The sequence below is a fragment of the Streptomyces sp. NPDC059355 genome, from assembly GCF_042752335.1.
GTDB lineage: Bacteria > Actinomycetota > Actinomycetes > Streptomycetales > Streptomycetaceae > Streptomyces.
The window spans coordinates 34,514-60,756 of the sequence record NZ_JBHYXN010000049.1; the positions used below are offsets into that span (position 1 = coordinate 34,514).

The 26,243-nt window shown below is 74.5% G+C and carries 15 protein-coding genes and 2 tRNA genes; 10 read left to right on the forward strand and 7 right to left on the reverse strand.

The genetic code is table 11. The features are described 5' to 3' along the window. Positions 1-313 precede the first annotated feature (313 nt). The 5 genes from ACFXGI_RS32710 to ACFXGI_RS32730 all read left to right on the forward strand — a co-directional run bounded on the left by ACFXGI_RS32710 (position 314) and on the right by ACFXGI_RS32730 (position 3,676). Positions 314-386 (forward strand) — tRNA-Lys (locus ACFXGI_RS32710). A gap of 99 nt (positions 387-485) precedes the next feature. Further along, positions 486-698: a hypothetical protein gene (locus ACFXGI_RS32715; protein ID WP_384714648.1), complete on the forward strand. Its 213-nt coding sequence runs from the start codon at positions 486-488 to the stop codon at positions 696-698. 189 nt (positions 699-887) lie between these two features. Next, a tRNA-Met gene (locus ACFXGI_RS32720) sits at positions 888-961 on the forward strand. 154 nt (positions 962-1,115) lie between these two features. Beyond that, entirely contained in the window at positions 1,116-2,357 is a 1,242-nt protein-coding gene (locus ACFXGI_RS32725) for a PP2C family protein-serine/threonine phosphatase (protein WP_384714651.1), read from the forward strand. Positions 2,358-2,650: 293 nt separating this feature from the next. Beyond that, entirely contained in the window at positions 2,651-3,676 is a 1,026-nt protein-coding gene (locus tag ACFXGI_RS32730; protein WP_384714654.1) for a M23 family metallopeptidase, read from the forward strand. On the opposite strand, the gene ACFXGI_RS32735 is transcribed toward ACFXGI_RS32730, so the two are convergent. The 4 genes from ACFXGI_RS32735 to ACFXGI_RS32750 form a co-directional block, all read right to left on the reverse strand. Beyond that, positions 3,585-4,937, reverse strand: a complete 1,353-nt coding sequence (locus tag ACFXGI_RS32735) for a PrsW family glutamic-type intramembrane protease (RefSeq protein ID WP_384714657.1) — start codon at positions 4,935-4,937, stop codon at positions 3,585-3,587. The two genes, ACFXGI_RS32730 and ACFXGI_RS32735, sit on opposite strands and share 92 nt — an antisense overlap. 52 nt (positions 4,938-4,989) lie before the next feature. Then, positions 4,990-5,772 (reverse strand): tRNA (guanosine(46)-N7)-methyltransferase TrmB, encoded by a 783-nt coding sequence (gene trmB / locus ACFXGI_RS32740; RefSeq protein ID WP_384714677.1) that lies wholly within the window; start codon positions 5,770-5,772, stop codon positions 4,990-4,992. A 133-nt stretch (positions 5,773-5,905) separates the two neighbouring features. Further along, positions 5,906-7,123 (reverse strand): L-2-hydroxyglutarate oxidase, encoded by a 1,218-nt coding sequence (gene lhgO / locus ACFXGI_RS32745; RefSeq protein WP_384714680.1) that lies wholly within the window; start codon positions 7,121-7,123, stop codon positions 5,906-5,908. Positions 7,124-7,265: 142 nt separating this feature from the next. After that, positions 7,266-8,897, reverse strand: a complete 1,632-nt coding sequence (locus ACFXGI_RS32750; RefSeq protein WP_384714660.1) for a sporulation protein — start codon at positions 8,895-8,897, stop codon at positions 7,266-7,268. A 730-nt stretch (positions 8,898-9,627) separates the two neighbouring features. Between ACFXGI_RS32750 and ACFXGI_RS32755 the strand changes: the two genes are divergently transcribed. Continuing rightward, entirely contained in the window at positions 9,628-11,814 is a 2,187-nt protein-coding gene (locus tag ACFXGI_RS32755) for an asparagine synthase-related protein (RefSeq protein WP_384714663.1), read from the forward strand. 1,265 nt (positions 11,815-13,079) lie between these two features. After that, positions 13,080-17,150 carry a BTAD domain-containing putative transcriptional regulator gene (locus ACFXGI_RS32760; RefSeq protein ID WP_384714665.1) on the forward strand — a complete coding sequence of 1,357 codons (4,071 nt, stop codon included), beginning with the start codon at positions 13,080-13,082 and terminating at the stop codon, positions 17,148-17,150. On the opposite strand, the gene ACFXGI_RS32765 is transcribed toward ACFXGI_RS32760, so the two are convergent. Together ACFXGI_RS32765 and ACFXGI_RS32770 are read right to left on the reverse strand one after the other, a co-directional pair. Further along, complete coding sequence (locus ACFXGI_RS32765) at positions 17,137-19,131, reverse strand: sigma-70 family RNA polymerase sigma factor (protein WP_384714668.1); 1,995 nt, start codon at positions 19,129-19,131, stop codon at positions 17,137-17,139. The genes ACFXGI_RS32760 and ACFXGI_RS32765 overlap by 14 nt on opposite strands. A 247-nt stretch (positions 19,132-19,378) precedes the next feature. After that, positions 19,379-20,149, reverse strand: coding sequence for a TetR/AcrR family transcriptional regulator (locus tag ACFXGI_RS32770; RefSeq protein WP_384714671.1), 771 nt, complete (start codon positions 20,147-20,149; stop codon positions 19,379-19,381). 342 nt (positions 20,150-20,491) lie between these two features. Here ACFXGI_RS32770 and ACFXGI_RS32775 point away from each other — a divergent pair, with 342 nt between their 5' ends. Together ACFXGI_RS32775 and ACFXGI_RS32780 are read left to right on the forward strand one after the other, a co-directional pair. Continuing rightward, positions 20,492-21,910 (forward strand): NAD(P)/FAD-dependent oxidoreductase, encoded by a 1,419-nt coding sequence (locus ACFXGI_RS32775; protein ID WP_384714674.1) that lies wholly within the window; start codon positions 20,492-20,494, stop codon positions 21,908-21,910. 113 nt (positions 21,911-22,023) lie between these two features. Further along, the gene (locus ACFXGI_RS32780) at positions 22,024-23,802 is read left to right on the forward strand and encodes a SpoIIE family protein phosphatase (RefSeq protein WP_384714683.1); all 1,779 of its coding nucleotides are present in this window, start codon (positions 22,024-22,026) and stop codon (positions 23,800-23,802) included. A gap of 93 nt (positions 23,803-23,895) precedes the next feature. Here the strand turns inward: ACFXGI_RS32780 and ACFXGI_RS32785 are convergent, their stop codons facing one another. After that, a complete protein-coding gene (locus ACFXGI_RS32785) occupies positions 23,896-25,182 on the reverse strand; it encodes an MFS transporter (protein ID WP_384714686.1) in 1,287 nt (428 codons plus the stop codon). 124 nt (positions 25,183-25,306) lie between these two features. Between ACFXGI_RS32785 and ACFXGI_RS32790 the strand changes: the two genes are divergently transcribed. After that, entirely contained in the window at positions 25,307-25,843 is a 537-nt protein-coding gene (locus tag ACFXGI_RS32790; protein ID WP_030292304.1) for a MarR family winged helix-turn-helix transcriptional regulator, read from the forward strand. Positions 25,844-26,243 lie beyond the last annotated feature (400 nt).

A 26,243-nucleotide genomic window follows, 5' to 3' on the forward strand; every position in this document is an offset into this window, starting at 1 on the left:
CGGCGGCTTCCGCTCCGGCGGTGACCGTCCCTCCGGTGGCGACCGTCCCTCCGGCGGCTTCCGTCGCGACGACCGTCCGTCGGGCTCCGGCTCGACCGGTTCCTTCGGCGGCCGCCGCGACGACAAGCCCCGCTGGAAGCGCAACGGCTGATCCGGACCCCCGGACCAGCGGCTGAGCTGACTGTCTGACAGGGCCCCCACGACACCGTCGTGGGGGCCCTGTCGGCGATTTGTGAGCCGCGCCGGACCCGGTCAGCCGATACTCGATCGGCTGACGGTTGGTCTCCGGCTATGCTCTGGGGTGAGCACCCACGGGCCATTAGCTCAATTGGCAGAGCAGCGGACTTTTAATCCGTTGGTTGTCGGTTCGAGTCCGACATGGCCTACAGCTCACGAAGCGCCCCACCCGATCCTTCGGGTGGGGCGCTTCGGATTTTCAGGACCAGCCCGGGTCTTGGGGGGCCGGCACCGACCAGCCCGGGTCCTTGGGCGGGGCCTTCGCGGTGCGCTCCGCCCAGGACGCGAAGCGCGCCGAGCGCCCCAAGGCCGAGGCCTTCACCTTCAACGCCGCCGTGTTGGCCGGGGACTTGGCCACCGACGCGCGGGCGCTGGGCCTGACCCTGATCGGCCTCCGGTACTGGGCCGTACTCGCCGCGGCGGCCGTAGCGGTGGTCTGGCTGCGGCCGCGGCGGCCGTAGCGGTGGTCTGGCTGCGGCAGGTGCCGCCCGCGGTGACCGCCGCCCCGCTCCGCCTGGTCACGGGCTGATGCGAGCCGTCTTTCCGGCCTTTCATAAGGCTCTGACCTGCATATATGTCGGTCCTGGAGGTGACGGGAAGGTTAATTGGCGCAACCCCTCCCCGCGATGACGTAGAGTTGTGTTTACCGACGCGGGGTGGAGCAGCTCGGTAGCTCGCTGGGCTCATAACCCAGAGGTCGCAGGTTCAAATCCTGTCCCCGCTACTCAGTACGAAGGCCCGGTTCCCCTTGGGAGCCGGGCCTTTGTCGTTTCCTCTCCGCTTTCCCCATCCCCCTCGTCCGTTCCTGCCGCGCCCTCACCCGATCGGCCCGGGCCGGGTCGCCGTGCGGCCCCCGCTGCCGCCAGCCTTGAGGGGCGATGCGGCGGCGGCCCGCACCCGCGCGAGGGACCGGGCAGGAGAGCAGCGTGTTGGGGCAGGGGCGGCAGCAGGGCGGCGACGAGGACCCGGGCGTAACCGGGGACGGCACCGTAACCGGCAACGGCAACGGTGCCGCCCGCAAGGTGGTCCGCGCGCTTCCGGCCGTACTGATCGCCGTCGGACTGGCCTTCGACCTGCTGACCCCGCCCGGCTACACCGGATCGCCCTTCTTCTCGGCTGCCCCGCTGATCGCCGCCCCGCTCTCCTCCCTCCTGGTCACGCTCCTCACCGGCGTACTGGCCTCGCTCGCGGTGGTCCTGCTGCATCTCCTCAACGGCACCACCTGGAGGGTCGAGGCGCTGACCGAGCTGGTCACCGTCATCACCGTCTCCGGGCTCGCGGTCCTGATCAACCGGGTCGTCCGGCGCAGCGGCGAGCGGCTCGCCTCGGCGCGCGGGATCGCGGAGGCCGCCCAGCGCGCCGTCCTGCCGAAGCCAGCCGAGCGCATCGCCGGCCTGCACGTCTGCGCCCGGTACGAGGCCGCGCAGGCCGACGCCTTCATCGGCGGGGACCTGTACGCCGTCCAGGACACCCCGTACGGAGTGCGGCTGGCCGTGGGAGACGTACGGGGCAAGGGGCTGGGGGCGGTCGAGGCCGTGGCGGTGGTCCTCGGAGCCTTCCGGGAGGCGGCCGAGACGGAGCCGACGCTGGAGGGCCTGGCCCGGCGGCTGGAGCGGGCGCTCACCCGCGAGGGCACCCGGCGCGACAGCCTGGACTCGGTGGAGGGGTTCACGACCTGCGTGCTCGGCGAGATCCCCACGGGTGCGCAGGTGCTGCGCCTGGTCAACCGGGGCCACCCCGAGCCGCTGCTGCTGCACGCCGACGGGCGCCTGGCCGTCCTCGCCCCGGCGGAGCCGGCGCTCCCGCTCGGCATGGGGGAACTGGCCGAGGCCTGGCCGGACCGGGCCGAGGAGTGGCCCTTCCCGACCGGGGCCACCCTGCTCCTTTACACGGACGGGCTGACCGAGGCCCGCGACGCGGCGGGGGTCTTCTACGATCCGGCGGCGCGGCTGACCGGCCGCGTCTTCCCCGGCCCCGGCGAGCTGCTCGGCGCGCTCAGCAGCGATGTGCGCCGGCACACGGGCGGCGGGGCGACGGACGACATGGCGCTGCTCGCGGTGGGCCGGCCGGGAGAGGGTGAGCCGGAGCGGCGACGTACCGTCCCCGTGGTCGCTCCGTAACGGTGAGTAAGTGAAAAGATCTGCCCTGAAAGGTTTATGACGGACCGTCAAGGGGTGGGTGTGGCTGGAGAGATGTGGATCTTGTTTGATTTTTGCCCGAGTTGATCCGCTTAAGGGGTTTTAGTGATGGCCAAGGCCGCGCGGAGGGTGGCTGATTAATGCCAACGATCCATCGCAACAGCTTGGAATCACTCCCCTCCGTATATTACCGTTCGATAACGCAGCGCGGTCGTCCCAGCCGTCGCAAGAGACGGCGCCGTGCGCGTGCGCGTCCCCCTGAGGAGTGTGGCCCGGTGGCCTCCAACTCGCCTGCCCCCGAAGGCATAGAGCTCCAGGAAGAGCCCACCGCGGGCGCCTGGGGTGAGTGGAACCCCACCGAGGACTCGGCCCGCCCGCCGCGCGGCAAGCACCGGGTCGCCAAGCAGCGCGGGGGACTTGCCCGCAGCTCCACCGTGCTCGGCGTCGGCGTCATCGCCGCCGTCGGCGCGGGCGGTATCGCCACCGCGCAGGACCGGCCCCAAGTCGCCATCTCCATGCCCTCGCTGCCCGACTTCGGCATGGGCGGCGGCGGGGGCGACGGGCAGCGGCACGCGGAGGCCGCTGGCCCCGCGGCGGGCAGCGGCGCCTCCGCCGGGTCGACCGGCATCATCGCGCAGCAGGCGGCCCAGCACGCCGACGCCGGCGCCACCCTGGTGGGCCGCATCCTCCAGCAGGCCGAGTCCCAGGAGACCGCCGCCGAGGCCCAGTCCCGGGCGCAGGCCGAGCGGGAGGCGCAGGAGGCCGCCGCCGCGGAGGCCAAGGCCAAGCGCGAGGCCGCCCAGAAGGACGTGGAGGACGCCCGGCTGGCGGCCGAGAAGGCGGCGAAGGAAGCCAAGGAGGCCGCCGACGCCAAGGCCGAGCAGGAGCGGACCGCCAAGCTCTCCGGCAGCTACTCCCTCCCCACCTCCGCCTACACCCTCACCTCGCACTACGGCGACGCCGGCTCCATGTGGTCCTCCGGCCACCACACCGGCCTCGACTTCGCCGCCCCGACCGGCACCCCCGCCAAGGCCGTCGGCGCCGGGAAGATCACCTCGGCCGGCTGGTCCGGGGCGTACGGCTACCGGATCGTGCTGGAGCTCGAGGACGGTACGGAGATCTGGTACTGCCACCTGTCCTCGATGTCGGTGACCTCCGGCTCGGTCGGCGCCGGCGACACCATCGGCCGCGTCGGCGCCACCGGCAACGTCACCGGACCCCATCTCCACCTGGAAGTGCGCAAGGGCGGCTCGACGGTGGACCCCCTGGCGTGGCTGGAGTCCAAGGGGCTGAACGTTTAGGCACCGGCCGGCCGGCGGGCGTCCGGCCGGAGGCTGTCCGGTCGGTGCGCGTCCGCCTGGCGGGCGGTACGAAGACCCGCTCCAGGGGTTCCAGGGGCGCGAGCGGGACCGGCCGGGGCGGAAGGAGTTCCTCCAGGACCGCGGCCCGGGCCAGCGCGGGCCCCGCCGTAGCCCTGCGCAGCCACAGCCGGCGCAGCAACTCCCGCTCGCGGCAGGCGAAATCCGGCATCCCTGCCGGGCCCCCGTGCCGGGCCCGGTGCCGCAGCAGGGCGAGCGCGGCCGCGTCCGCCTCGTACAGGGCCACGGCGCGGACCGCCGCCCGGCCCCCGGTGGACCGGGCCAGTGCCCGGGCCAGCGACCGGGCCGGCATCGACACCAGCGCCGGCACCTCCGCCGGGCGCAGCCAGCCCGCGGCCGCGTACACCGCCAGCTCCCCGGCGACGGCCCGCAGCCGGCGCCGCCTTATCCGCACGGCCAGCCACAGCAGCAGGACGAACACCGGGACCATCACGCAGCCGTAGACCACGTAGAACCCGTACTCCCCGAACCGCGACGAGCTGTTCCACAGCGCGTGCAGGCCCATCGCGGCCAGCAGCCCGAGCAGCGGCAGCCCGATCCGGCGCACCCGGCCCGCCCCGAGCGCGGCCGCGCCGAAGCCGAGCCCGGTGAGCACCGTGAACAGCGGGTGCGCGAACGGCGAGACCACGATCCGCACGAAGAAGGTCGCGGCCGTCACCGAGTTCAGCGCGGTCGCACCGCTCTCCACGTCCTCGCCGAAGGCGTTGCCGAGGTAGAGGACGTTCTCGGTGCACGCGAAGCCGGTGGCGGTGAACCCGGCCACCACGAACCCGTCCGCGGGGCCGGTGAACTGGCGTCTTCGGAACGCGAACACCAGCAGCAGGGCGGCCGCCTTGGCGCTCTCCTCGACCACCGGGGCGATCGCCACCGAGCCGAGCCGGTCGGCGGCCGAGGCGTCGGCGGTGGCCTCCGTTATCCACTCGGTGGCGAAGTTGTTGGCCAGTATCGCGATCAGGGCCGCGGTGCAGGCGCCCCAGCCGAAGCAGAACAGCAACTGCGCCCAGGGGCGGGGCGCGGCCCGGCCGAGCCACCGGAAGGCCGCCATGAGCGGTGGCACCGGCAGCACGGCCAGCCCGAGGCCGACGAAGAACCCCGCGGTGCCGGTCTGCTCCCGCACGAGTTCGAGGATCGCCAGCCCCGACACCGACAGCACGGCGAACACGCACGCACGGGCTCGGAACACACGATGACTCTAGCGAGCCGCTCTGACACGCGGAGTGACGTACGTCGATTCTCTACTCGTTCGGGGAAACGTGGCCCCGGCGCGCGAAGAGCAGATCGTGGACGACGTGCCCCTTGTCGAGGCCCTGCCCCTCGAAGCGGGTGAGCGGCCGGAAGTCGGGCCGCGGCGCGTAGCCGCCGTCCGCCTGGGTGTTCTCGAACTCCGGGTGCGCGGAGAGCACTTCGAGCATCTGCTCGGCGTACGGCTCCCAGTCGGTCGCGCAGTGGAGCACGGCCCCGGGGGCCAGGCGGGTCGCGGCCAGGTCGAGGAACTCGGGCTGGATCAGCCGCCGCTTGTGGTGGCGGGCCTTGGGCCACGGGTCCGGGAAGTACACGCGCAGGCCGGCGAGGGAGTCGGGGGCCAGCATCTCGCGGAGCAGGATGATGGCGTCGCCGTTGGCGACGCGGACGTTGGTCATCCCGCCGCGCTCGGCGAGCGCGAGCAGGTTCCCCTGGCCGGGGGTGTGCACGTCGGCGGCGAGGATCCCGGTCGCGGGGTCGTCGGCGGCCATCTGCGCGGTGGCCTCGCCCATCCCGAAGCCGATCTCCAGGACGACGGGAAGCCCGCCGAACATCTCGTCGAGATCGATGACGGAATGCCCGTCGATGTCGAGCCCCCAGGTCCCCCAGAGCCGCTTCAGGGCTTCGCCCTGTCCGGTGGTGACCCGGCTGCGCCGCGGCTGGAAGCTCCGGATCCGCCGCTCGTGGTGCGAACCGGCCGGATCGGGGGCGGGCCCGTCGGGAAACCGCGGCTCGGTCCGCCACTTCGGGGGCACGTAGGAATTCGCCTCCGGCACGGTCTCCGGGGCGCTGGGCTGGGGGGTGAGGGACTCAGACACAATGCCCAGATTCTACGACCCCGCCCCCACCCGCCCGCCGCGCCGACGACTCGGAGCGCCACCGAGGCCCGGCATGATCCAGAGGACGCCCCTACGCGGCGCGCAACGAGGCCAGCGCCCGGCGGGCGATCTCGCGCCCGATCGGCAGTGAGGCGGTGGCGGCCGGCGATGGCGCGTTCAGCACATGCACCGCCCGCGGCCCCTCCTTGATCAGGAAGTCGTCCACGAGCGTCCCGTCCCGCAGGACCGCCTGCGCCCGGACCCCGGACCCGGCCGGCGCCAGATCCGCCGCCGAGACCGCCGGCATCAGCCGCCGTACCGCCTCCGTGAACGCCTGCTTCGACAGCGAGCGGTGGATCTCGCCCGCCCCGTACCGCCAGTGCCGCCGGGCCATCCGCCAGGAACCCGGCCAGGCCAGCTCGTCCGCGACGTCCCGCGGCCGGACCACGCCCCACCCGTACCCCTCGCGCGCCAGCGCCGGCACGGCGTTCGGCCCGACGTGGACCCCGCCGCCGATGCCCCGCGTCAGGTGCACGCCGAGGAAGGGGAACGCCGGGTCCGGGACGGGGTAGACCAGCCCGCGGACCAGGTCCGGCCGCGCCAAGTCGTAGTACTCCCCGCGGAACGGCACGATCCGCATGCCCGGGTCGTCCCCGGCCAGCCGCGCGACCCGGTCGCACTGCAGGCCCGCGCAGTTCACCAGCACCCGCGCCCGCACCACGAGCCCCGCCGTCGTCCGCACCGCGATCCCGCTCGGCCGCCGCGAGATCAGGTCCACCGCGCCGCCGTACACGATCTCCGCCCCGGAGGACTCCGCGAGCTGCCGCGCCACCTGCCCGTAGTCCACGATCCCTGTGGTGCCGACGTGGATCGCGGCCAGGCCCTGCACCTGCGGCTCGTACTCGGAGATCTGCGCCGGGCCCAGCTCGCGCACCGGGATGCCGTTCTCCCGGCCCCGCTGCACGAGCGCGTGCAGCCGCGGCAGCTCGTCCCGCCCGGTGGCGACGATCAGCTTCCCGGTGACCTCGTGGGCGATGCCGTGCTCGGCGCAGAACTTCACCATCTCGGCGGCGCCGCGCACCGCGAAGCGCGCCTTGAGCGATCCCGGCTTGTAGTAGATCCCGCTGTGGATCACCCCGCTGTTGCGGCCCGTCTGGTGCCGGGCGGGGCCGGACTCCTTCTCCAGCACCACCACCCGCGTCCCCGGAGCCAGCTGTGCCAGGGCATGCGCCGTCGACAGGCCGACGATGCCGCCGCCGATCACCAGCACATCGCAGTCGACCCTGCCCGCGTTGCCCACGCCGCCCATGCCGCCGCCCAAGCCGCCACCTCCCACCCCTGCATACTGCACCCCGCCACTGACAATGCGGCCACGCGGGTCCGCACCCGCGTGGCCCGCCGGTCCTCCGCGCGCGCCATCCGCCGACGCTACGCCCGCGCCACCGGCGGCTCTACGCCTGCGCCACCAGCAGCGGCCGTGCCCGCTCCCGCAGCTCCGCCACGCGCGGCTCGTCCCCGTACGGTTCGAGCCGGTGCAGCAGATCCCGTACGTACTCGGTCGTGCGCGCCGAGGAGATGCGGCCCGCGACCTCCACCGCCCGGGTGCCGGCCGCGCACGCCGCGTCCAGATTGCCCGACTCCAGCTCCGCGACCGCGCTCACCACCAGCCGCAGCCCGTGCGAGCGCACGTACTCCTCCGTCGGGCGCGAGAGCGCCTGCTCGGTGAAGCGCCGGACCTGCCGCGGCAGCTTGAGGTCCCGGTAGCACTCGGCCGCGTCCGCCGCGAAGCGGTCGTACGAGTAGAAGCCCAGCCAGGTCGGATCCGGGTCGCCCTCGCGGGCCCGCTCCAGCCAGCCCTCCGCCGCCCGCAGCGCCGCCCCGGCGGCCGCCGAATCGCCCGCCTTCGCGTGCGCCCGCGCCTCGACGAGCCGGAAGAAGCTCATGGTCCGCGCCGTGGCCAGGCCGCGGTTGCGCTCCACGGCCGCCTGGGCGAGGTCCACGCCCTCGTCCGGGAAGTCCCGGTACGTCGCCTGGAGCGACATGGAAGCCAGTACGTACCCGCCCAGCGGTACGTCGGCGGCCGCGCGGGCCAGGCGCAGCGCCTGGATGTAGTAGCGCTGGGCCGCCTCCTGCTGGCCGGTGTCGAAGGCCATCCACCCGGCCAGCCGGGTCAGTTCGGCGGTCGCGCCGAACAGTGCGCGGCCCACGTCGTCGCTGTACGAGCCGAGCAGCAGCGGCGCCGCGTCGACGCGCAGGCACTCGGGCACCATCGACGAACGCCAGTCCCCGCCGCCGTACTTGGAGTCCCAGCGCCGCGCGTCCTCGGCCGCCTCGCGCAGCTTGGTCACGTCGCTGTGGCCCACGCGCTGCGGCGCCGGGTCGTACAGCCCCGCGACCGCGGCGGGCGCGGGCGGGGCATGCGGCGTTTCACCCGAAGACTGCGCGGGCAGACCCGATGACGAAGAAGAGGGCGCGGAAGCGGACGCAGACGCAGACGCGGAAGAAGACGAGGACGAGGACGAGGACATCGGCGAGGGCGATGCCGTGCCCGCCGCCGGCTCGCGTGACGCCACGGTCTCGCGGGGCGGGGCCGCGGGCTCGCGCGCCACCGAACCGTCCGCCGGAGATATCAGCCAGCGCGAGGCGGGCGTCGCGTACGCGGACACCGCGAAGGAGCCGGCCAGCGACTGCCAGATCCCGCCACTGCCGCCCGCTCCGCCCCGGCGACCGGCGAGGTCGAGCCGGTACAGATCGGTCGCCGAGCGCACCGCGTCGCCCACGTCCCGGGGGAAGGCCAGACCGACCTCGGGCGCGGGGTCCGCGTCCGCCAGCCCGATCTCGTGCAGCGGCACCGGCCGCCCCAGCTTCGCGCCGATGGCGGCGGCGATCAGATGCGGGGCCGCGCCCTGCGGCACCATCCCCTTCGACACCCACCGGGCCACCGACGTCTTGTCGTAGCGAAGCGTCAGGCCGCGTTGTGCGCCGAGGTCGTTGACCCGCCGGGCCAGCCCGGCGTTGCTGATGCCGGCGAGGGCGAGGACGGCGCCGAGCTTCTCGTTGGGCTCGCGGAGCTCCCTGGACATGCGCCACCCCTCGTCACACGCGGAACGCACACAACGCATACGCCGCCGAGGCATAGTTGCCCGGCATTTCGTAAACCCAGCGTAGTTCCCCGCCTCCCAAGCGTTAAGGCCCCGACTTCCGGATGGCGGGATTGTTGTCCGCCCGCACAGTCGGGGCGGGGCCCGCGCCGCGGGCGCACGCCCCCTTCCGTGCTCCGTGCGTGTGGCCGTGCGCCCGCCCGTGCGCTCTGGCCGGTCCCCGGGCCCGGCGATTCGATGTGCCCTGCGTGGGTCGGCCCGCCGCGTGGAACCGGCGGGCCGGGGGATGCCGCTGCCTCAATCCCCGCGGGTGGCGGAACGGTCCGGGGGGTGAATCCCGCCTCCCGGACCGCGCCCGCGGGCCGGTGCTGCCGAGCGGCCCACAGGGCGTGCGGCGGCGCCACGTGCGGGCCCGGTGCGGCCGCGGTGTGCTCGTGGTGCGCCCGTGATGTGGCCTCGGCACGACCTCGGTACGGCCTCAGTACGGCCGAAGAATGGCCGAAACCGACCTATGGGGCGGTGGGAACGGAACGCCAAATACCGCGTGTCCGCGGCGTGTTCGTTTGCATGTGCGCCCTCCTCGGCCACTCTCGCACGCCTGTCTCGTGGCAGCATGGACCCCGAGCCACCCGGGGTCCCGTTCGGCTGCGCCCTCAGCGCTGACCACGACGTTCCCGCCCCGGTCAATTGCCCACAGGCTGGGGAGGCGGCGGTGCGCTGGTTGGTCGGGTGGAGCAGTATCGCCGCGAGTTTCGGCACGGCCGGCCGCGTCGGCGGACAGGGGGGATCCGGCCCACGCGACCATCCGAGCGGCGGCCCCGTGAGCGGCGGCCTCGCGGATGCCGACACCGCCCACCCGGACGACCCCGCCGCCGAGCGCACCGTCGTCCCGGTCGGCGCCCAACTGCTCTGGGGAGACCCCGACCCCCTCTGGGCCGTCGGCGACTGGCGCCCCGACGAGATCCGCACCCTCGCCGCCGACCCCGCCGACCCCTTCACCCGGCTCGCCGTCCTCGGCTGCTGCGGCGCCACCGACGCCGAGCTGCGCAGCGCCCTCCTCGCCGCCCGCGGCGGAGCCCTGCGCCACCTCACGCAGTGGTCCGGCAGCTACACCGCCGTCGTCCAGACCGGCCGCCGCATCACCGTGGTCGGCGATCTCGCGGGCGCCCGGCCCGTCTTCTACACCCCCTGGGCGGGCGGGACGGCGTACGCCACCGCCGCGCTCCCGCTCGCCGACCTCATCGAGGCGCAGCTCGACATCGGCCACCTCGCGGCCCTGCTGGCCTGCCCCGACAGCCCGGAGGCACTGGGCGACGGCACACCGTACGTCGGCGTGCGGCGCATCCCGCCCGGGCACGCGCTGATCCTGCGCGAGGGCTCGCGCGAGATCACCGGGTACGAGCCGGTGGCCTCCCTCGCGGTGGCGGCGCCCACGGCCGATCCCGAGCGCGCGGTGGAGGGCGTACGCGAAGCATTGGTGGATGCCGTGCGCGCCCGGCTCACGGCGCCGCGTCATGCCCCCGACACGCCGCCCCACGACCCCGGCCCGGTGCCCGGAATGGGCCCCGCCGACCGGCGCGCGGCCCGGGGCGCACCCGCCCCCGTACCGGGCGTCGGCGCCGACCTCTCCGGAGGCAGCGCCTCCGCGACCCTCGCCCTCCTCGCCGCCGGCCTGCCCGGGGCACCCGGCACGGTGATGAAGCAGTCCGGCGAACGGCTCCTGGCCGTCACCTTCAACGACCTCGCCACCCCCCAGGGCCGCGAGGCCGAACTCGAACGCGCCCGGGCCATCGCCGCCAACCCGAGGCTGCACCACGTGGTCGTGGCCGCCGCCGAGGAAGCCCTCCCGTACGCCGACCTGGACGGCCCCCTCACCGACGAACCCGGCCCCTCCCTCGTCACCGCCGCCCGCGAGCGGCGCCGGCTGGCGGCCGGCTCGGCGGACCACTTCGTCGGGCACGGCGCCCGCCAGGTCCTCGACGCCCACCCGGCACGGCTCGCCGACCTCCTGATGGACCGCCGCAGACGCCACCTGCTGCGCCCGGTCGCCGCCCTGGCCCGCTCGGCGCCGGGCGACTCCGCCTTGTCCCTGCTGGTCCCGTTCTCCGTCTACGCCGCGGCCCGCCGGCTCGCTCGTACGCCGTACCGCGCGGGGATGGAGGCGGCGGCGGCCCGGCTGCGCGAAGGGGCCGTGGCGGGCGGCGCGTCGAACCCGGTGGACGCCTCGCTGGCGGCCCTGACCTGGTCCCGCCCGGGCCCGGCGGCGGGCTGGCTGACGGGGGAGGCCCTGGCGGAAGTATCGATCCGCCTGGCCACCGCCGCAGGCCGCCCGCCGCTGTCCCTGCGCCCCGGCGAGGCCCGGGCCCGCGCCGCGCTGACCCGGCACGCGGCCGACCACCGCGTCTTCGAACAGGCGGTGGAGGTCCGAAGCCAGCGCCTGCACGCCCCGTTCCTGGACAACCAGGTCGTACGGGCGGCGCGTGCCCTCCCGGAATCCCTGCGGGTCCAGCCCGGCGCCCGGGCGGCGATCCTGCGCACCGTCCTCTCCTCGGCGGGCGTACGCGAACTCCCCCCGGGCTGGGGCGCCCCGACCCGCACCCCGAACGAAACGGCGACCCGCCTGGGCCTCGGCGCAGCGCTCGCCTCCCTGCTCTCCCTCTTCGCGACCCCCCTCCTGGCGGACGCGGGCCTGATCGAGGCCCGGGTGGTCCAACAGGCCCTCCTGGACGCGGCGGAGGGCCGCCCGGTCCCGCTGGACGGTCTGGCGGAACTCGTCTCGATGGAGCTGTGGCTGGGCCGCCTCCTCTCCCGCCGCGGCACGTGCTGGACGGGCACGTCCACCCCCCGCCGCAGAGCAGTCCCGGAGGGCGTCCCCACCCCCCGCCCGGCCCTCTCCTGACCCCCGCCGGCCGGCCGACGCCGGGCCCGGGGTGTCCCGCGCCAGCCGGCACGGCACCGGACGACGCGGCCCGCGGTCGTTCGAGGCGCGGGGGCCTCACTGGACGACGCGGCGCCATCGGCGTTCGAGGCGCGGGGCCAGGGGGTGCCGTGCCGATCGGGCCAGACCTCGGGAGCCCGGCACGATCGACAAGCCCCCAGGGGCTCCGGCAGGCGGCGCAACCTCCCCCCACCGGCAGCCGCCGCCCCGTGCCCGCCGCCCGACACCCCGCCCCGATGGACCGTCCGCCACAGGGCGGAGCCCCAGGAACACCGCGACACCCCGTCCCCGGCAACCCACTGCATCAGGCGCCGCCGAGGCCAGCCCGGCCCCGCCGCACGGTCCCCCGGCAGCGTCGTGGCACGGGCTCACCGGCGGCAGCCGTCCTGGCATGCGCGGCGTCGCGAGTCCGGAGCTCCAAGAGCGGCGCAGTACTTGCCCACCGGTGGTCGCCGTCCTGGCACGTGCGGCGTCGCGCGCTCGGGGGCGGAGCCCAGGATCGTCGCGCGACTCGCTCCCGGGCGTCCGCCGCTCCGTACACCGCCGGGGCGGTGTACGGAGCCGGGGCCCCCAGCAGTGGCGTGGCACCCGCTCACCGGCGGCAGCCGCCCTGGCACGCGCGGAGTCGCGCGTTCGAGGCGGTGTCCGGAGTTCCAAGAGCGGCGCAGTACTTGCGCACCGGCGGTCGCCGTCCTGGCATGTGCGGCGTCGCGCGCTTGGGGGCGGAGCCCCAGGAGCGGGCCGGGACCCGCTCCCCGGCAGCCCGCCGCTCCGGGCGCCGCCGAGGCCCGTTCAGATCCGCCGGCGTACGGGGCCGGGGCCCCAGCAGCGAGGTGACACCCGCTCACCGGCGGCAGCCGTCCGGCACGTTCGGCGTCGTGCTTGGGGGCCGTGCCCCAGGAGCGTCGCGGCACTCGCTCCGGGCGCCGTCGGGGCGCGTCCAGCCTCGTCGGCGTACGGGGGCCGGCCCGCAGCAGCGGCGTGGTACGAGTTCACCGGCGGCCGCCGCCCCGACACTTGCGGCGTCGCGCGTTCGAGGCCGGGGAGTCCGGGGCGGTGCCCCAGGAGCGGCCCCGGCACTCGCTCACCGGCAGTGCGGGTGTGCGGGCGCCCGGCCCCGCAGCGGCAGCACGGCACGGGCTCACCGGCAGTCGCGCCGACACCTGGGGCGCGGGCCCCGCGAAAACCCCCCGTCACCCGCGGCAGGGGCAAGGCAGAATTGCCCGGTGCGGTATCTCATCCTTGGCGTCACCGAGGCGCGCGACGAGACCGGCGCCCCCCTCCCCATCGGCGGCGCCCGCCTGCGCGCGCTCCTCGCCGCCCTCGCGCTCCGCGCCGGCGGCCCGGCCGCCGTCACCGTCCCCGACCTCGTCGACGACATCTGGGGCGACACCCCGCCGCAGGACGCCCCCGCCGCCCTCCAGGCCCTCGTCGCCCGGCTCCGCCGATCCCTGGGGAGCCGGGGCAGCGTCCTCGCCGACCCCGGCGGCGGCTACCGCCTCGCCGTCGCCGACCGCGACGACGTCGACCTCCACCGCTTCACCCGCCTCGCCCGCGAAGGCGCCCGGCAGTTGTCCGCCGACCCCGCCACCGCCGCCGGAACCCTCCGCACCGCACTCGCCCTCTGGCGCGGCCCCGCCCTCGCCGACCTCCCGGAACCCGGCCGCACCACCTACGCCGCCACCCCCGAAGCGCACCGCGTGGCCGCCCTCCGCGCCCGCATCGACGCCGAACTCCGCAGCGGGGCCACCGATCCGGCGTCCCTCCTCCCGGAGATCGAGGAGCTGATCCGGGAGCACCCGTACGACGAACCCCTGCGCGCCCAGCAACTGCGCGCCCTCCGCGCGGCCGGCCGCCCCGCCGCCGCCCTCGCCGCGTACGAGCGCACCCGCCGCACCCTCGCCGATGCCCTGGGCGCCAACCCCGGCCCCGAACTCAGGGCCCTCCACGCGGAACTCCTCCACCCCGCACCCCAGGCACCGGCTGCGCCCACGCCTGCGGCGCCCCCGGCGCCCCCCGACCCGCAGGCACCCTCACGGGCCCCCGCGCCCCCGGCCGCGACGGCGTACTGGGCGCCCCCGTCGGCGGCAGAGGCGTCCGCGGCCGCAGCGCATCCCGCAGCCTCCGGGTCCTGGGCGGCCCACCCGGCCCCCGCGCCCCCGGCGCCGACCGGGCACTCGGCGCCTGCGCCGTCGGCGGCAGAGGCACCCGCGCCCGCAGCCCATCCCATAACCCCCGGGCCCCCGGCACCCGCCGCCTCCCCGCCGTCCTCCGTGCCCGAGGCGCATCCCGCAACCCCCCGGCCCTCCCGGGAGCCGGAGGCAACCGAGTCCCCGGCGCACCCCGCACTCCCCAAGCACCCCGAACTTCCCACACTGCCCGCACTCCCCAAGGTGCCCGCACTGCCCGAACTTCCGGAGTTCCCCGCACTCCCGCTGGTGCCGACGGCGAGCCCCCGTCCCGCGCCCCCAGTGGCACCCGCGCTCCCCGCCGCCCCCGCGCCCCCGGCGCGTCCGGCACCCCCCGCCGCACCCGCGCCCCCGGCGCGTCCGGCACCGCCAGCCCCGCCCGCGCCCCCGGCGCATCCCGGATCCCCGGAGTTCCCGGCGGCTCCGACGGCGACCGCCCCCGCGGCACGTCCCGTAGCCCACGGCTCTCCGGCGACACCCGCGAACCCTGCATCCGCACCGCCCGCCCCGCCGACCGCGCCCGCGTACCCCCCGCCCCCACCCCCGGCACCCCCCGCGGCCGAGCCGCCCGCCCACCCCGCCCACCCCACCCGGCCCTCCGGGAACCTCCGGCCCCGACTCACCTCCTTCGTCGGGCGGGAGCCCGAGCTCGCGGGGCTGCGCAGCGATCTGGCCCGGCTGCGGCTCGTCACCCTCATCGGGCCCGGCGGCTCCGGCAAGACCCGGCTCGCCGAGCACGCGGCCGCCGCCGACCCCGAGCCCGGCTGGCTCGTCGAACTCGCCCGCCTCGATCACCCCGCCGCCGTACCCGGCGCCGTCCTCAGCGCCCTCGGCCTGCGTGAAAGCACCCTCGTCGCCCGCGAGAAGACCCCCGCCGACGACCCCGCCGCCCAGCTCGTCGAGCACTGCGCGAACCGCCGCCTGCTCCTCGTCCTCGACAACTGCGAGCACGTCATCGGCGCCGCCGCCGAACTCGCCGAACACCTCCTCACCCACTGCCCCGGCGTCCGGATCCTGGCCACCAGCCGCGAACCCCTCGGCGTACCCGGCGAAACGGTCCGCCCCCTCGACCCCCTGCCCCCCGACCCCGCGCACCGCCTCTTCGCCGACCGGGCCGCCGCCGTACGCCCCGGCTTCACCCCAGCCGAAGACCCGGACGCCATCGCCGAGATCTGCGCCCGCCTCGACGGGCTCCCGCTCGCCATCGAGCTGGCCGCGGCCCGGCTGCGGCTGCTCACCCCGCGCCAGATCGCCGACCGCCTCGACGACCGATTCCGGCTTCTGACCAGCGGCTCCCGTACCCACCTGCCCCGCCAGCAGACCCTGCGCGCCGTCGTCGACTGGTCCTGGGACCTGCTGGAGGAGCCCGAGCGGACCGTGCTGCGCCGGCTCTCCGTCTTCGCCGGCGGCTGCGACCTCGCCGCCGCCGAAGCCGTCTGCACGGACGACACCCTGGACGTCGCCGACGTCCTCGGCTCCCTCGTCGACAAGTCCCTCGTCGTCGCCGCTCCCGACCCCGACGACGACACCGGCATGCGCTACCGCCTGCTGGAGACCATCCACGAGTACGCCGCCGAACGCGCGGCCGCCCACCCGGCCGACCGCAGCGCCACCGCCCGCCGCCACACCGCCCACTTCCTGGCCCTCGCCGAGGAGGCCGAGCCCCTCCTGCGCGGCGCCGCCCAAATGCCCTGGATCCGGCGCATCGAGACCGAGCTCGACAACTTCCGCGCCGCCCTCCTCCACACCATCGAGACCGCCGCCGCCGCCGAGACTGCCGCCGCCGCCGAGACCGCCGCCGCCGACGCCGCCGCCGAAACCGGCCAACGCCTCGTCCTGGCCCTCGGCTGGTTCTGGTGGCTGCGCGACTACCGCACCGAGGGCGCGGAATGGGCCGCACGCGTCCTGGAGCCCCACCCCGCAGAGCCGCCCGAGGGCACCCCCGAGTACTGGCGCTTCCTGCGCACGCGGATGCTGGGAGCCCTCCTCCTGGCCGAAGGCCACGCGTCCGAGGAGTTCCGCACCCCGCAGAACATCGCCCTCGCCGAACACCTCCAAGAGGTCTTCCGGAACGGCGGCCGCGAGACCGCCCGCTTCCCCGGCATGCTCTGGCCGCTGACCACCTTCCTCACCGGCGACCCCCTCGCCGTCCGCGACGGGCTCGACGAGACCGTCGACAACTGCCGCCGCCACGGCGGCGACTGGGAACTGGGCATCGCCCTCATGCTCCGCACCCACGTGGCCATCGACCTCACCGGCGGCCTTCCGTCCGTCGACGCCGACCTCGCCGAACTGCACGAGATCGCCCACCGCGTCGGCGACCGCTGGACCCGTGCCCAGGTGGCGAGCGCCGCCGGCGAGGTCGCGCTCTCCCGCGGCCGGTACGACTGGGCCCGCACCGAGTACGAGGACTGCCTGCGCCTCGCCCGCGAGGTCGGGGCCCACAGCGAGGTGCCCTTCGCCATCGCCCGGATCGCCGAGTCCGCCTTGTGCTCGGGGGACTTCGACGAGGCCGGACGACTGCTGGCGGAGGTCGCCGTCGAAGTCGAGCGCTACGGCGGGGTGTACGACGTCCAGGCCTACAGCGGCATGCTCGCGGCGCTCCTCGCCCTGATCCGCGGGGACCTCGGGCAGGCCCGTACCGAGTGCGAACTCGCCCGTACCGCCTCGGGAAGGATCTCGGCGCCCCCGCAGCTCGCCGCCGGACTCGACAACATCGACGCCGTCCTCACCGCCCGGACGCACGGCCCGCAGGCCGGCCTCGTGAAGCTGGGGCCGGCCCTGGCCACCGCCGTCGCCGCGCACTGCGCCGAGCGGGTCCTGGCCTCGCTCTCCGACAGCGCTGCCGTACTGCTGTCCGCGGCCGGGCGCACCGCGGAGGCCGTACGGGTACTGGCGGCGGCCACCGCCTGGCGCGCGGGCCACCCGCGTTCCGTCCCGGAACAGGCCGCCGTCGCCGTACTCCCGGCCGACGCGCGCGCCGTCCTCGGCGCCGACCGCTACACGGCGGAGGCGGCGGCGGGCGCGGAGCTCTCCCCGGCCGAGGTCGCCGCCCTCGTCGCCGAAGCCACCGAAGCCACCGAAGCTCTCCGGATCAGCGGCAGCTGATCACGGCGTCGGCCCAGCTCGCCAGCGTCGGCAGACGGCCCTGCCCGGCCTGCTCCACCACCAGCCGCAGCGTCTTGCGCCCGGCCAGGGAGACGTCGACGGCGGCGGCCGGATCCCCGAACCCGAGCGCGTCGGAGCGCCACAGCCGCTGCCCGTCGGCGTACACGGAGAACCGCACCGTGCCGTCGGTGAACAGCGACAGGTCGTCCACCCCGGCCCGCGCCGAGAACGCGGTGCACTGCCGGTTCAGGGTGATCTCCACCGACGACCGGGAGTTCACGGTGATCCCCTGTGTGAACCGCCGGTCGGCGATCCGAAGCCCCCACCGCTGCCACACCCAGCTGCTGCGCCCGGTCTGCAGTTCGGGGCCGCTGTGGTCGCCGAACGCCGCGTGTCCGATCCCCGCCAGCCGGAACCCCTGAGCCGGTTTCGGCACGGACGGCGAAGGCGAAGGGGACGGCTTGGCCGGGCTCGGGGTCGCGGACGGCGTCGGCGAGGGCTTCGGCGCCGGGGAGGCGGGCGGAGCCGGAGCCGGGGCCTTGGGCTTCGAGGGGGAGGGAGTCGGCGCGGGCGGAGTCTCCGGCTCGGAGGGTACGGAGCCCTGCGCGGCCGGCGGCTCCGCATGCGTCGGCGCCGCCGTCCGCGGAGCCGGTACGAGCGGCACCACAGGCGCCGCCACACTCGGCGCGGGCTGCGCCGCGGGCCCCGGCTCGGGATCGTCCCCGGCCAGCGCGAACACCACCCCCGCGGCCGCGGCGACCGCGATCCCGGCGGCGATGGCGGCCTTGACCGGCAGCCCGAGCCCCTCGGAAGCCACCGCGCCCCCGAGCCCGGACCCGGCACCCCCACCAGCCCCGGCTCCCGCGCTCCCCCCGGCAGCTCCAGCCCCGGCAGCCCCGGTGCCGGCGGCTCCGGCCCCCGCTCCCGCAGTGGACCCGCCCGCGCCCGCTGCCGCGGCGGCAGCCCCCGCGCCCCCCGCGGCCGCGACCCCGCCGGCCACCACACCGGCCGCCTTCGCCGCGTACCCGGCGGCGAACCACCCGATGACCGCGACCGGCAGCAGCGCGGGAATGCCCGCGTTGACGTCTTTGAGCTCGCCGACGGCCAGCCGGCACTTCGAGCACTCCTCCAGGTGCTTGCGCAGTCCGCGCTCCGCCCGCATCCGCAGCCCGCCGCGGGCATACGCCCCCAGCCGGTCCGCGTACCGCGCGCAGTCTCCGCCCGCACCCAGCGCCGAGCTCACGTGCGCCTGCAGATAGGCCTGCTTGAGCCCCTCCCGGGCCCGGCCGGCCAGCACCGCCGTCGCGTTGGCGCTCAGCCCGAACAGCGGGGCGATCGCACTCGGCGAGGCATCCTCGACGGTGGTGTGCCACAGCACGGCCTGCCACCGCTCGGGCAGGCTCCGGAACGCCTGCATCGCCAGCGACTGTTCGGCCTCGCGCATCGCCCGCACGTCCGCGCCCAGTTCGAGGCTGTCGTCGCCGGACAGGCCGGACATGCCACCGCCGACCTCGGTCCGCGCGGCCGCCTGCTCCGCGAACACCGCGAAGTCCTCGACGAGATGCTCCCGCCGGGAGGTCTTCGCCCACGCCGCCGCGACCCGGCGCACCGTGGTCAGCAGATACGCCCGCACCGACTGGTCCGGCCCGGCCCCGCCCCGTACCGCCTGCAGTGTCCGCGCGAACACCTCGGCGGTCAGGTCGTCGGCCGTGTGCGCGTCGCGGCAGCAGGTCCGCGCGTAGCGACGTACGGAATCCGCGTGCCGGAGGAACAGCTCCTCGTACGCTCCGTCGTCGCCCCCGCGCATCCGGGCGATCAAATCCCCGTCGGAGGGCGGCAGGTCGGATCCGGCGTACCCCGGGGCCGCGTGCCGGGCGCGGCGCGGTTCGCGCTGCGCGGGGACCTGGCGTGCGGCCGGAGTCTCCGCCTCGACCTCGCCGCCGGCACCGCCGAACGGCTCTTCCCGACCGTCAACGCCCATCGCGGAAGCCCCCGCACGCCACACTCAACCGGTACACCGTTCAAGCGTGTCACACGGGGGGCGCGCGCCGGACCCGTCTTCCCACCATCCACTCGTCCGGGCAACATCCCGTGAAACCCCGTACCGCGCCTCACTCTTTCGAGCGAGCGGCCGTTCGGGGGACCGGTCGACGAACCGGTCGGCAGGCGAGACGGGCAACGGCACGCACCCCGCGGAGGCGTCCGCGAGGACCGTGCCCCCGTACGGCTCAGGCCGTCCGGGACCGCAGCCCTTCGAGCAGGATGTCGAGCAGCCGGGACGAAGCCGCCGCCTGCTGCGCCGCGTCGGGCAGCGCCGGAGCGGCCGTGGCTATCACCAGCAGCACATCGGCCACCGTGACATCGCCGCGCAGCTCACCCGCCTCCCGGGCGCGGTTCACCAGCCGGCCGACGACCTCGAGCAGCGCACCCGCGCCCGCGTCCTCGGAAGGCTCGTCCTCGATGGGAGTCCGCGCACCCACGACCCGCAGATCGGGAGCCCCGCCGGTCACGCCGGCCTGGCGCTGGTGCGGAACCCGCGCCGGCGCCTCTTCGAGGTCGTCCTCGCTCGCCGACCCGACCCGCAGCACCTGCGGCGGCAGCAGCCGCCCGGCGCCCGAGGCCACGGAGGTGCGCAGGAAGCGCGACAGCGCCTGCCACGGCTCCTCCTCCTGGCCGAGCGCGGCCTGGGCCTGCTCGGTCAGCCTGGCGGTCTCCTCCTCGGCTATGCGGCGTACCAGGACGTCCTTGCTCGGGAAGCGCCGGTACACGGTGCCGACGCCGACGCGGGCGCGCCGCGCCACGTCCTCCATCGGAGCCCCGTAGCCCAGCTCGCCGAACACCTCGCGGGCGGCGCGCAGCACGTGCTCGAGATTGCGCTGGGCGTCGACGCGCAGCGGCGTGGAGCGACCCACGCCGTGCGTCGTGCCGCCGGCCATCAGGCGGCCGCTGCTCTCACCCGAGAGCGCGGTCGCGGAACCATGGAAATCGGAAATATGCATATGTATCCCCCGGTAATCATTTGTCTCCCCCCGGAGACACTCCCCGCCTTCGTATCGAGGTGGGCCACGGTCATGTGGGCCCCGGTCTTACTCCTCGACGAGATACGAACATAGTTGAGCCAGAGTCAATTCAGAAGAGGCAGCCCCGGACGGACCGCCGCCCGATCGGAGCATTCACCCCCACTTTTCCGATCCAAGCCCCCGGAATCACCCCTTCCGCACCACCTGACCTGCGGAACTCCACCCCCACTCAAGCCATCCGGCAGCCCCGTACCGGCACCCCCTCCGGTCACACAATGTGTCAGGGCTGTGGACAAACTCCCGGCCACGTTGCGTCATGGGATGGTGAAGGCTGCTAACTCCCGGGGCACGGCCCCCGGTACCCCGCCCCCTACGCGCATCCTCGTCGTCGGCGGCGGCTACGTCGGCATGTACACGGCGCTCCGGCTCCAGCGAAAGCTCAGAGCCGGCGAAGCCGAGGTCACGGTGGTCAGCGCCGAGCCCTACATGACGTACCAGCCCTTCCTCCCCGAGGCGGCTGCCGGCTCGATCTCCCCGCGCCACGTCGTCGTGCCGCTCCGCCGCGTCCTCGACAAGTGCCGCATCGTCATCGGCGAGGTCCAGCGCATCGACCACGCCAAGCGGACCGCGACCGTCGCCACCCTCGCCACCGAGGACGAGGGCACCGGCCCGCTGGAGATCGAGTACGACGAACTCGTCCTCGCCCCCGGGTCCGTCTCCCGCACCCTGCCCATCCCGGGACTCGCCGACTTCGCCATCGGGTTCAAGACCGTGGAAGAGGCCATCGGCCTGCGCAACCACGTCATCGAACAGATGGACATCGCCTCCTCCACCCGCGACCCCGCCCTCCGCGACGCCGCCCTCACCTTCGTCTTCGTCGGCGGCGGCTACGCGGGCGTCGAGGCCCTCGGCGAACTGGAGGACATGGCCCGCGACGCGGTCCGGTACTACCACAACATCAAGCCCGAGGACATGAAGTGGGTGCTGGTCGAGGCCAGCGACCACATCCTCCCCGAGGTCGGCCCCGAACTCGGCGTCTACACGGTCCGCGAACTGCGCCGCCGCAACATCGACGTACGCCTGGAGACCCGGCTCGAATCCTGCGAGAACCGCGTCGCCGTCCTCAGCGACGGCGCCCGCTTCCCCACCCGTACCGTCGTGTGGACCGCAGGAGTCAAACCGCACCCGGTCCTCGCCGCCTCCGACCTCCCGCGCACCGAACGCGGCCGCCTCACCTGCACCACTTTCCTCACCGTCGACGGCGTCGAACACGCCTGGTCCGCCGGCGACGCCGCCGCCGTCCCCGACATCACCGCCGAGGAGCCCGGCCGCGAATGCGCCCCCAACGCGCAGCACGCCGTCCGCCAGGCCAAGGTCCTCGCCGACAACCTGGTGGCCTCCCTGCGCGGCGAGCTCCTGACCGAGTACGCGCACAAGTACGCGGGCTCCGTGGCCTCCCTCGGCCTCCACAAGGGCGTCGCCCTCCTCTACGGCCGCAAGCTCAAGGCCTACCCCGCCTGGCTGATGCACCGCACCTACCACCTCAGCCGGGTCCCCACCTTCAACCGGAAAATGCGCGTCCTCGCCGAATGGACCCTCTCGGGCCTCTTCAAGCGTGAGATCGTCTCCCTCGGCTCCCTCGAACACCCCAGGGCAGAATTCGAACTCGCCGCAGGACACGGCCACAAGTTCCCCCCTCCCCCGCCCGCCCCCAACCCCCCGAAGGACAGTCAGGGCTGACGTTGTCAGTGCGCTCGGCCACACTGGACGTGTGACCATAGGTGGGCCCACGCCTGCACACAGTGACATTCACGGCACAGCGACCACTTGCGACACCACGAGGCTTGAACGCAGTGAACTTCACGCGCTGGAGCGCCCGTTTTCCCGGAACGCAGCGCCGCGCCGCCGCCCGGTCCGAACACGCCGCCGCCCAGGCCAAGCGGGGTGAGGGGGCCGTCCCGGCAGCCCGCGGCGCCGCCGCCCGCGCCATGGCACCGGACGACGGCCCCGCGGACCCCACCGTCTCCGGCACGGGGACGGGCGGCGCGGGCACCGGCCCGGCCGGCGGCAGCGGCGCCGGCAGCGGCGTCCTCGCCGCCGTGCCCTCCCTCGACGAGCTCTCCGTACGGGAGGTCCTCGGCCGGCTCCCGGCCCTCGTCGCCCTCGTCCACGGCCCCGAGCACCGCGTCGCCTACGTCAACGACGCCTACACCGCCGGATTCGGCCCCCGCCCCACCGGCGCGCCCGCCCACGAAACCCTCCCCGAACTCGGCGAGCTCGGCCTCCTCCCGCTCCTCGACCAGGTCCAGCGCAGCGGCAAGCCCCGTACGGCCAAGAACCGCACCGCACCGGGCGGCACCAGCTCGTACACGGTCACCTGCACCCCCGTCGATTTCCCCGAGGCCGCCACCGAAGGCGACGCCGACCCCCAGCACACCGGGGTCCTGATCCACCTCGCCGACGTCAGCGACCACGCCGAAGCCGTCGAACGGCTGCGCGCCAGCGAGCGCCGCCAGCGCGAGGCAGCCGTCACCCTCCAGCGCTCCCTCCTGCCACAGGAACTCGAACAGCCCGACGACCTCCGCATCGCCGCCACCTACCAGCCCGGCGGCACCGAGGCCGCCGTCGGCGGCGACTGGTACGACGTCATCACCCTCGGCGCCGGCCGCACCGCCCTCGTCATCGGCGACGTCATGGGCCGCGGCGTCCGTGCCGCGGCCGTCATGGGCCAGCTGCGCACCGCCGTCCGCGCCTACGCCCGCCTCGACCTGCCCCCGCACGAGGTGCTCCAGCTCCTCGACGGGCTCGCCGCCGAGATCGACGCCAGCCAGATCGCCACCTGCGTCTACGCCGTCCACGACCCCAACGAGGGCCTGCTCGCGTACGCCTCCGCCGGCCACCTCCCGATCCTCGTCCGCGACGAGGACGGCACCGTGCGCCGAGCGGCCGACCCCACCGGCCCGCCGCTCGGCACCGGCGGCTGGCTGCACACCTCCGGCACCATCGCCCTGGGCCCCGGCTCCACCGCCGTCCTCTACACCGACGGCCTCGTCGAACGGCGCGGCGAGGACATCGACGAGGGCGTCGCCGCCCTGGAACGCGCCCTCTCCGGCGCCCAGGGCACCCCGGCGGTCATCTGCGACCGCCTGATGCGCGCCCTCGGCGTGGACGCCGACCACGACGACGACGTGGCCGTCATGGTCCTCCAGCAGCCGAGCCGCACCGGAGCCGACGCCGAGCTCTTCCACAACGCCGCCCTGGAACTCCTCGGCGGAGTCGAGGCCGCCCCGCGCGCCCGCGCCTTCGCCTCCGGAGTCCTCGCCTCCTGGCGCTTCCCGGTCGAGCTGTGCGACCTCGGCGTCCTGGCCGCCAGCGAGCTCGTCGCGAACTCCCTCCAGCACGGCACCCCGCCCATGAGGCTTCGGCTGCGCCGCACCGACCGCCGCCTGATCATCGAGGTCACCGACGGGGACGACCACCTCCCGCGCCGCCGCCGGGCCGAACCGGCCGACGAGACCGGGCGCGGCATCTCGATCGTCGCGACCATCGCCTCCTCCTGGGGCTCGCGCCGCACCCCGGGCGGCGGCAAGGCCGTCTGGTGCGAGTTCGCCCTGCCGGACAAGCAGCCGTAGGCACGTACGCCCGTACGTACGCAGGCACGACGAAGGCCCCGGTCACCAGACCGGGGCCTTCGCCCTGCTGCACGCCCTAGGGCGCCCGTACGGCTACGCGCCGACAGGCTCGCCGACCTCGGAGCCCGCCTTCGCGCCCTGCGCGACGACCCGGCTGCCCAGCAGCGACGGCTTGTCCTGCACCGGGCTCAGCTGCTTGCCGAGCCGCAGCGCCAGCCACGCGATCCCCAGCGAGACCACGACGAACACCCCGATGTAGAGCATCGGCACACCCGCACCCAGCGGCACGCCCAGCGGCCCCAGGGCCAGCGCCATCTGCTTGACCAGCGCGAAGGCCGAGTTGTACTGGCCCACCGAACCCTCCGGCGCCAGGTCGGCCACCAGCGGGGCCAGGGTCGGCGACAGCATCGCCTCGCCGATGCCGAAGAGCGCGTACGTGGTGATGAACGCGGCGGCGGCCATCATCGCGCTGCCGTGCCCCAGCCCCGAGAACCCGGCGATGACCCACGCCACGGTCCAGATCAGGCCGACCAGCGCGATCACACGCGACCGGCGGCGCTTCTCGACCAGCTTCAGCACGACGAACTGCGCCACGACGATCGCACCGGTGTTGGCGGCCAGCGCGAAGCCGAGGGTCGACGGGGAGATCCCGGCGGCCTCGGTACCGAAGGCGGCGAGACCGGACTCGAACTGCCCGTAGCAGGCGAAGAAGATCACGAAGCCCAGCACCAGCAGCTTGACCATGGCCTTGTGCTCCAGCAGCCGCTTCCACGCACCGCCGGACCGGGACTCGTCCCGCGGCACGGCGTCCTTGATGCTCGGCGCGTGCGGCAGGCGCACGGTGAGAATGACCCCGGCCAGGACCAGGAACATCACGGCCTCGATGCCGAACAGCAGGGTGAAGCTGGCGGGCCGGCTCTCGTCGACGATCTGGCCGCCGATGAGGCCGCCGATGCCCAGACCCAGGTTCTGCATGAAGAACTGGAGGGCGAAGGCGCGGGTACGGGTGCTTGGCGTCGAGCACCACACGATCATCGTGGCCAGCGCGGGCTGCATGACGGCCTGCCCGGCGCCGAGCGCCAGGGCGGACAGCAGGATCGGCACGATGCCGGTGGACAGCCCGAGCGACAGCGCACCGGCCGAGGCGGCGACGGCCGCACCGATGACCACGGGGACGGGACCTCGGCGGTCGATGACCCGGCCGGTGAGGGGAAGCGCGACCAGGGCACTCACGGCGAAGGCCACGAACGCACTCGTGGCCGCCATGGAACCCAGACCCCGCACCTGCGCCACGTAGATGTAGAGGAACGGAACCGTGAAACCGATGCCGAACGCGGTCAACGCGTTGCCGGCCTGGATCCGCCGCATCGCAGCGCCCATCACCCTGGTCACTTCTCACCGCCTTTGAGAACTGAAGCCCGAAGACTTCATACCTAAACTTCGATGCTTAACTCTACACATCGAAGGAGTTAGACGCCAACGAGCCCGTGCGATACTTCGAACCATGGGTGACACCCCCGACGGCACCGCGCCCGTCCACGAGCCGAGCCTCGACGAGCAGATCGCCGTCTATCAGCGCGAGTTCCAGGACCTCGATCCGCAGGTCGAGAAGGTGGTCTCGGCACTGAGCCGGCTGAACCGCCGCATGAACGTCGCGTACGGACGCCAGACCGCCGCCCTGGGCATCAGCAACGCGGAGTGGGAGGTCCTCAAGGCCCTCGTCATCTCCGGAGCCCCGTACCGGATGGGCCCGAGCGAGCTCGCGAAGCAGCTGGGCCTCACGCCGGCGGCGATGACCCACCGGATCGACCGCATGACGGCGGAGGGACTGGTGACGCGCGAGCGGGACGAGTCCAACCGGGTCCGCGTGATCGTGGAACTCACGGACGAGGGCCGCAGCAAGTGGCTCGACGCCATGAGGGCGGCCACGGTCTTCGAGGAGGACCTCCTCCAGGACCTCTCCACGGCGGAGCGGGGGGTGCTGGGCGACATGCTCACGCGGCTCCTGGACCGCGTCGAGGACCTCCAGTCACCGAGCTGACCGGCACCTGAGCTGGGGGGTTGACACCGACCCCGCGGGTCCGTAAGGTCCTTCGAGTTGTCCCAGAGTCGGAAGGTTTTGGTGACGACACATCCCGCCGCCTCGTTGCGGCACCCAACTCAGCACGATCTCCCACCGGGAACGAATTCGGCATGCCCGAATTAATTTCCGAAGGCCGATTATGAATCGGTCGGGAAATCCACTAGAGTTCTGGGAGTCGGAAGGGCCCAACAGCCCGGAAGACAAACCCCGCTGACCGGGGGTCAGGCCCGAAAGGATCTGATAGAGTCGGAAACGCAAGAACGAAGAACGAAGAGCGAAAGCCCGGAGGAAAGCCCGAGAGGGTGAGTACAAAGGAAGCGTCCGTTCCTTGAGAACTCAACAGCGTGCCAAAAATCAA

What these genes read in the sequence shown, in the direction of transcription:
- ACFXGI_RS32725 (WP_384714651.1), top strand. Translation starts at nt 1,116, where the DNA reads ATGCGGCGGCGGCCCGCACCCGCGCGAGGGACCGGGCAGGAGAGCAGC.
- lhgO (WP_384714680.1), bottom strand. Translation starts at nt 7,123, where the DNA reads ATGGGCGGCGTGGGCAACGCGGGCAGGGTCGACTGCGATGTGCTGGTG.
- ACFXGI_RS32750 (WP_384714660.1), bottom strand. Translation starts at nt 8,897, where the DNA reads ATGTCCAGGGAGCTCCGCGAGCCCAACGAGAAGCTCGGCGCCGTCCTC.
- ACFXGI_RS32765 (WP_384714668.1), bottom strand. Translation starts at nt 19,131, where the DNA reads ATGGGCGTTGACGGTCGGGAAGAGCCGTTCGGCGGTGCCGGCGGCGAG.
- ACFXGI_RS32770 (WP_384714671.1), bottom strand. Translation starts at nt 20,149, where the DNA reads ATGCATATTTCCGATTTCCATGGTTCCGCGACCGCGCTCTCGGGTGAG.
- ACFXGI_RS32775 (WP_384714674.1), top strand. Translation starts at nt 20,492, where the DNA reads ATGGTGAAGGCTGCTAACTCCCGGGGCACGGCCCCCGGTACCCCGCCC.
- ACFXGI_RS32785 (WP_384714686.1), bottom strand. Translation starts at nt 25,182, where the DNA reads ATGGGCGCTGCGATGCGGCGGATCCAGGCCGGCAACGCGTTGACCGCG.
- ACFXGI_RS32790 (WP_030292304.1), top strand. Translation starts at nt 25,307, where the DNA reads ATGGGTGACACCCCCGACGGCACCGCGCCCGTCCACGAGCCGAGCCTC.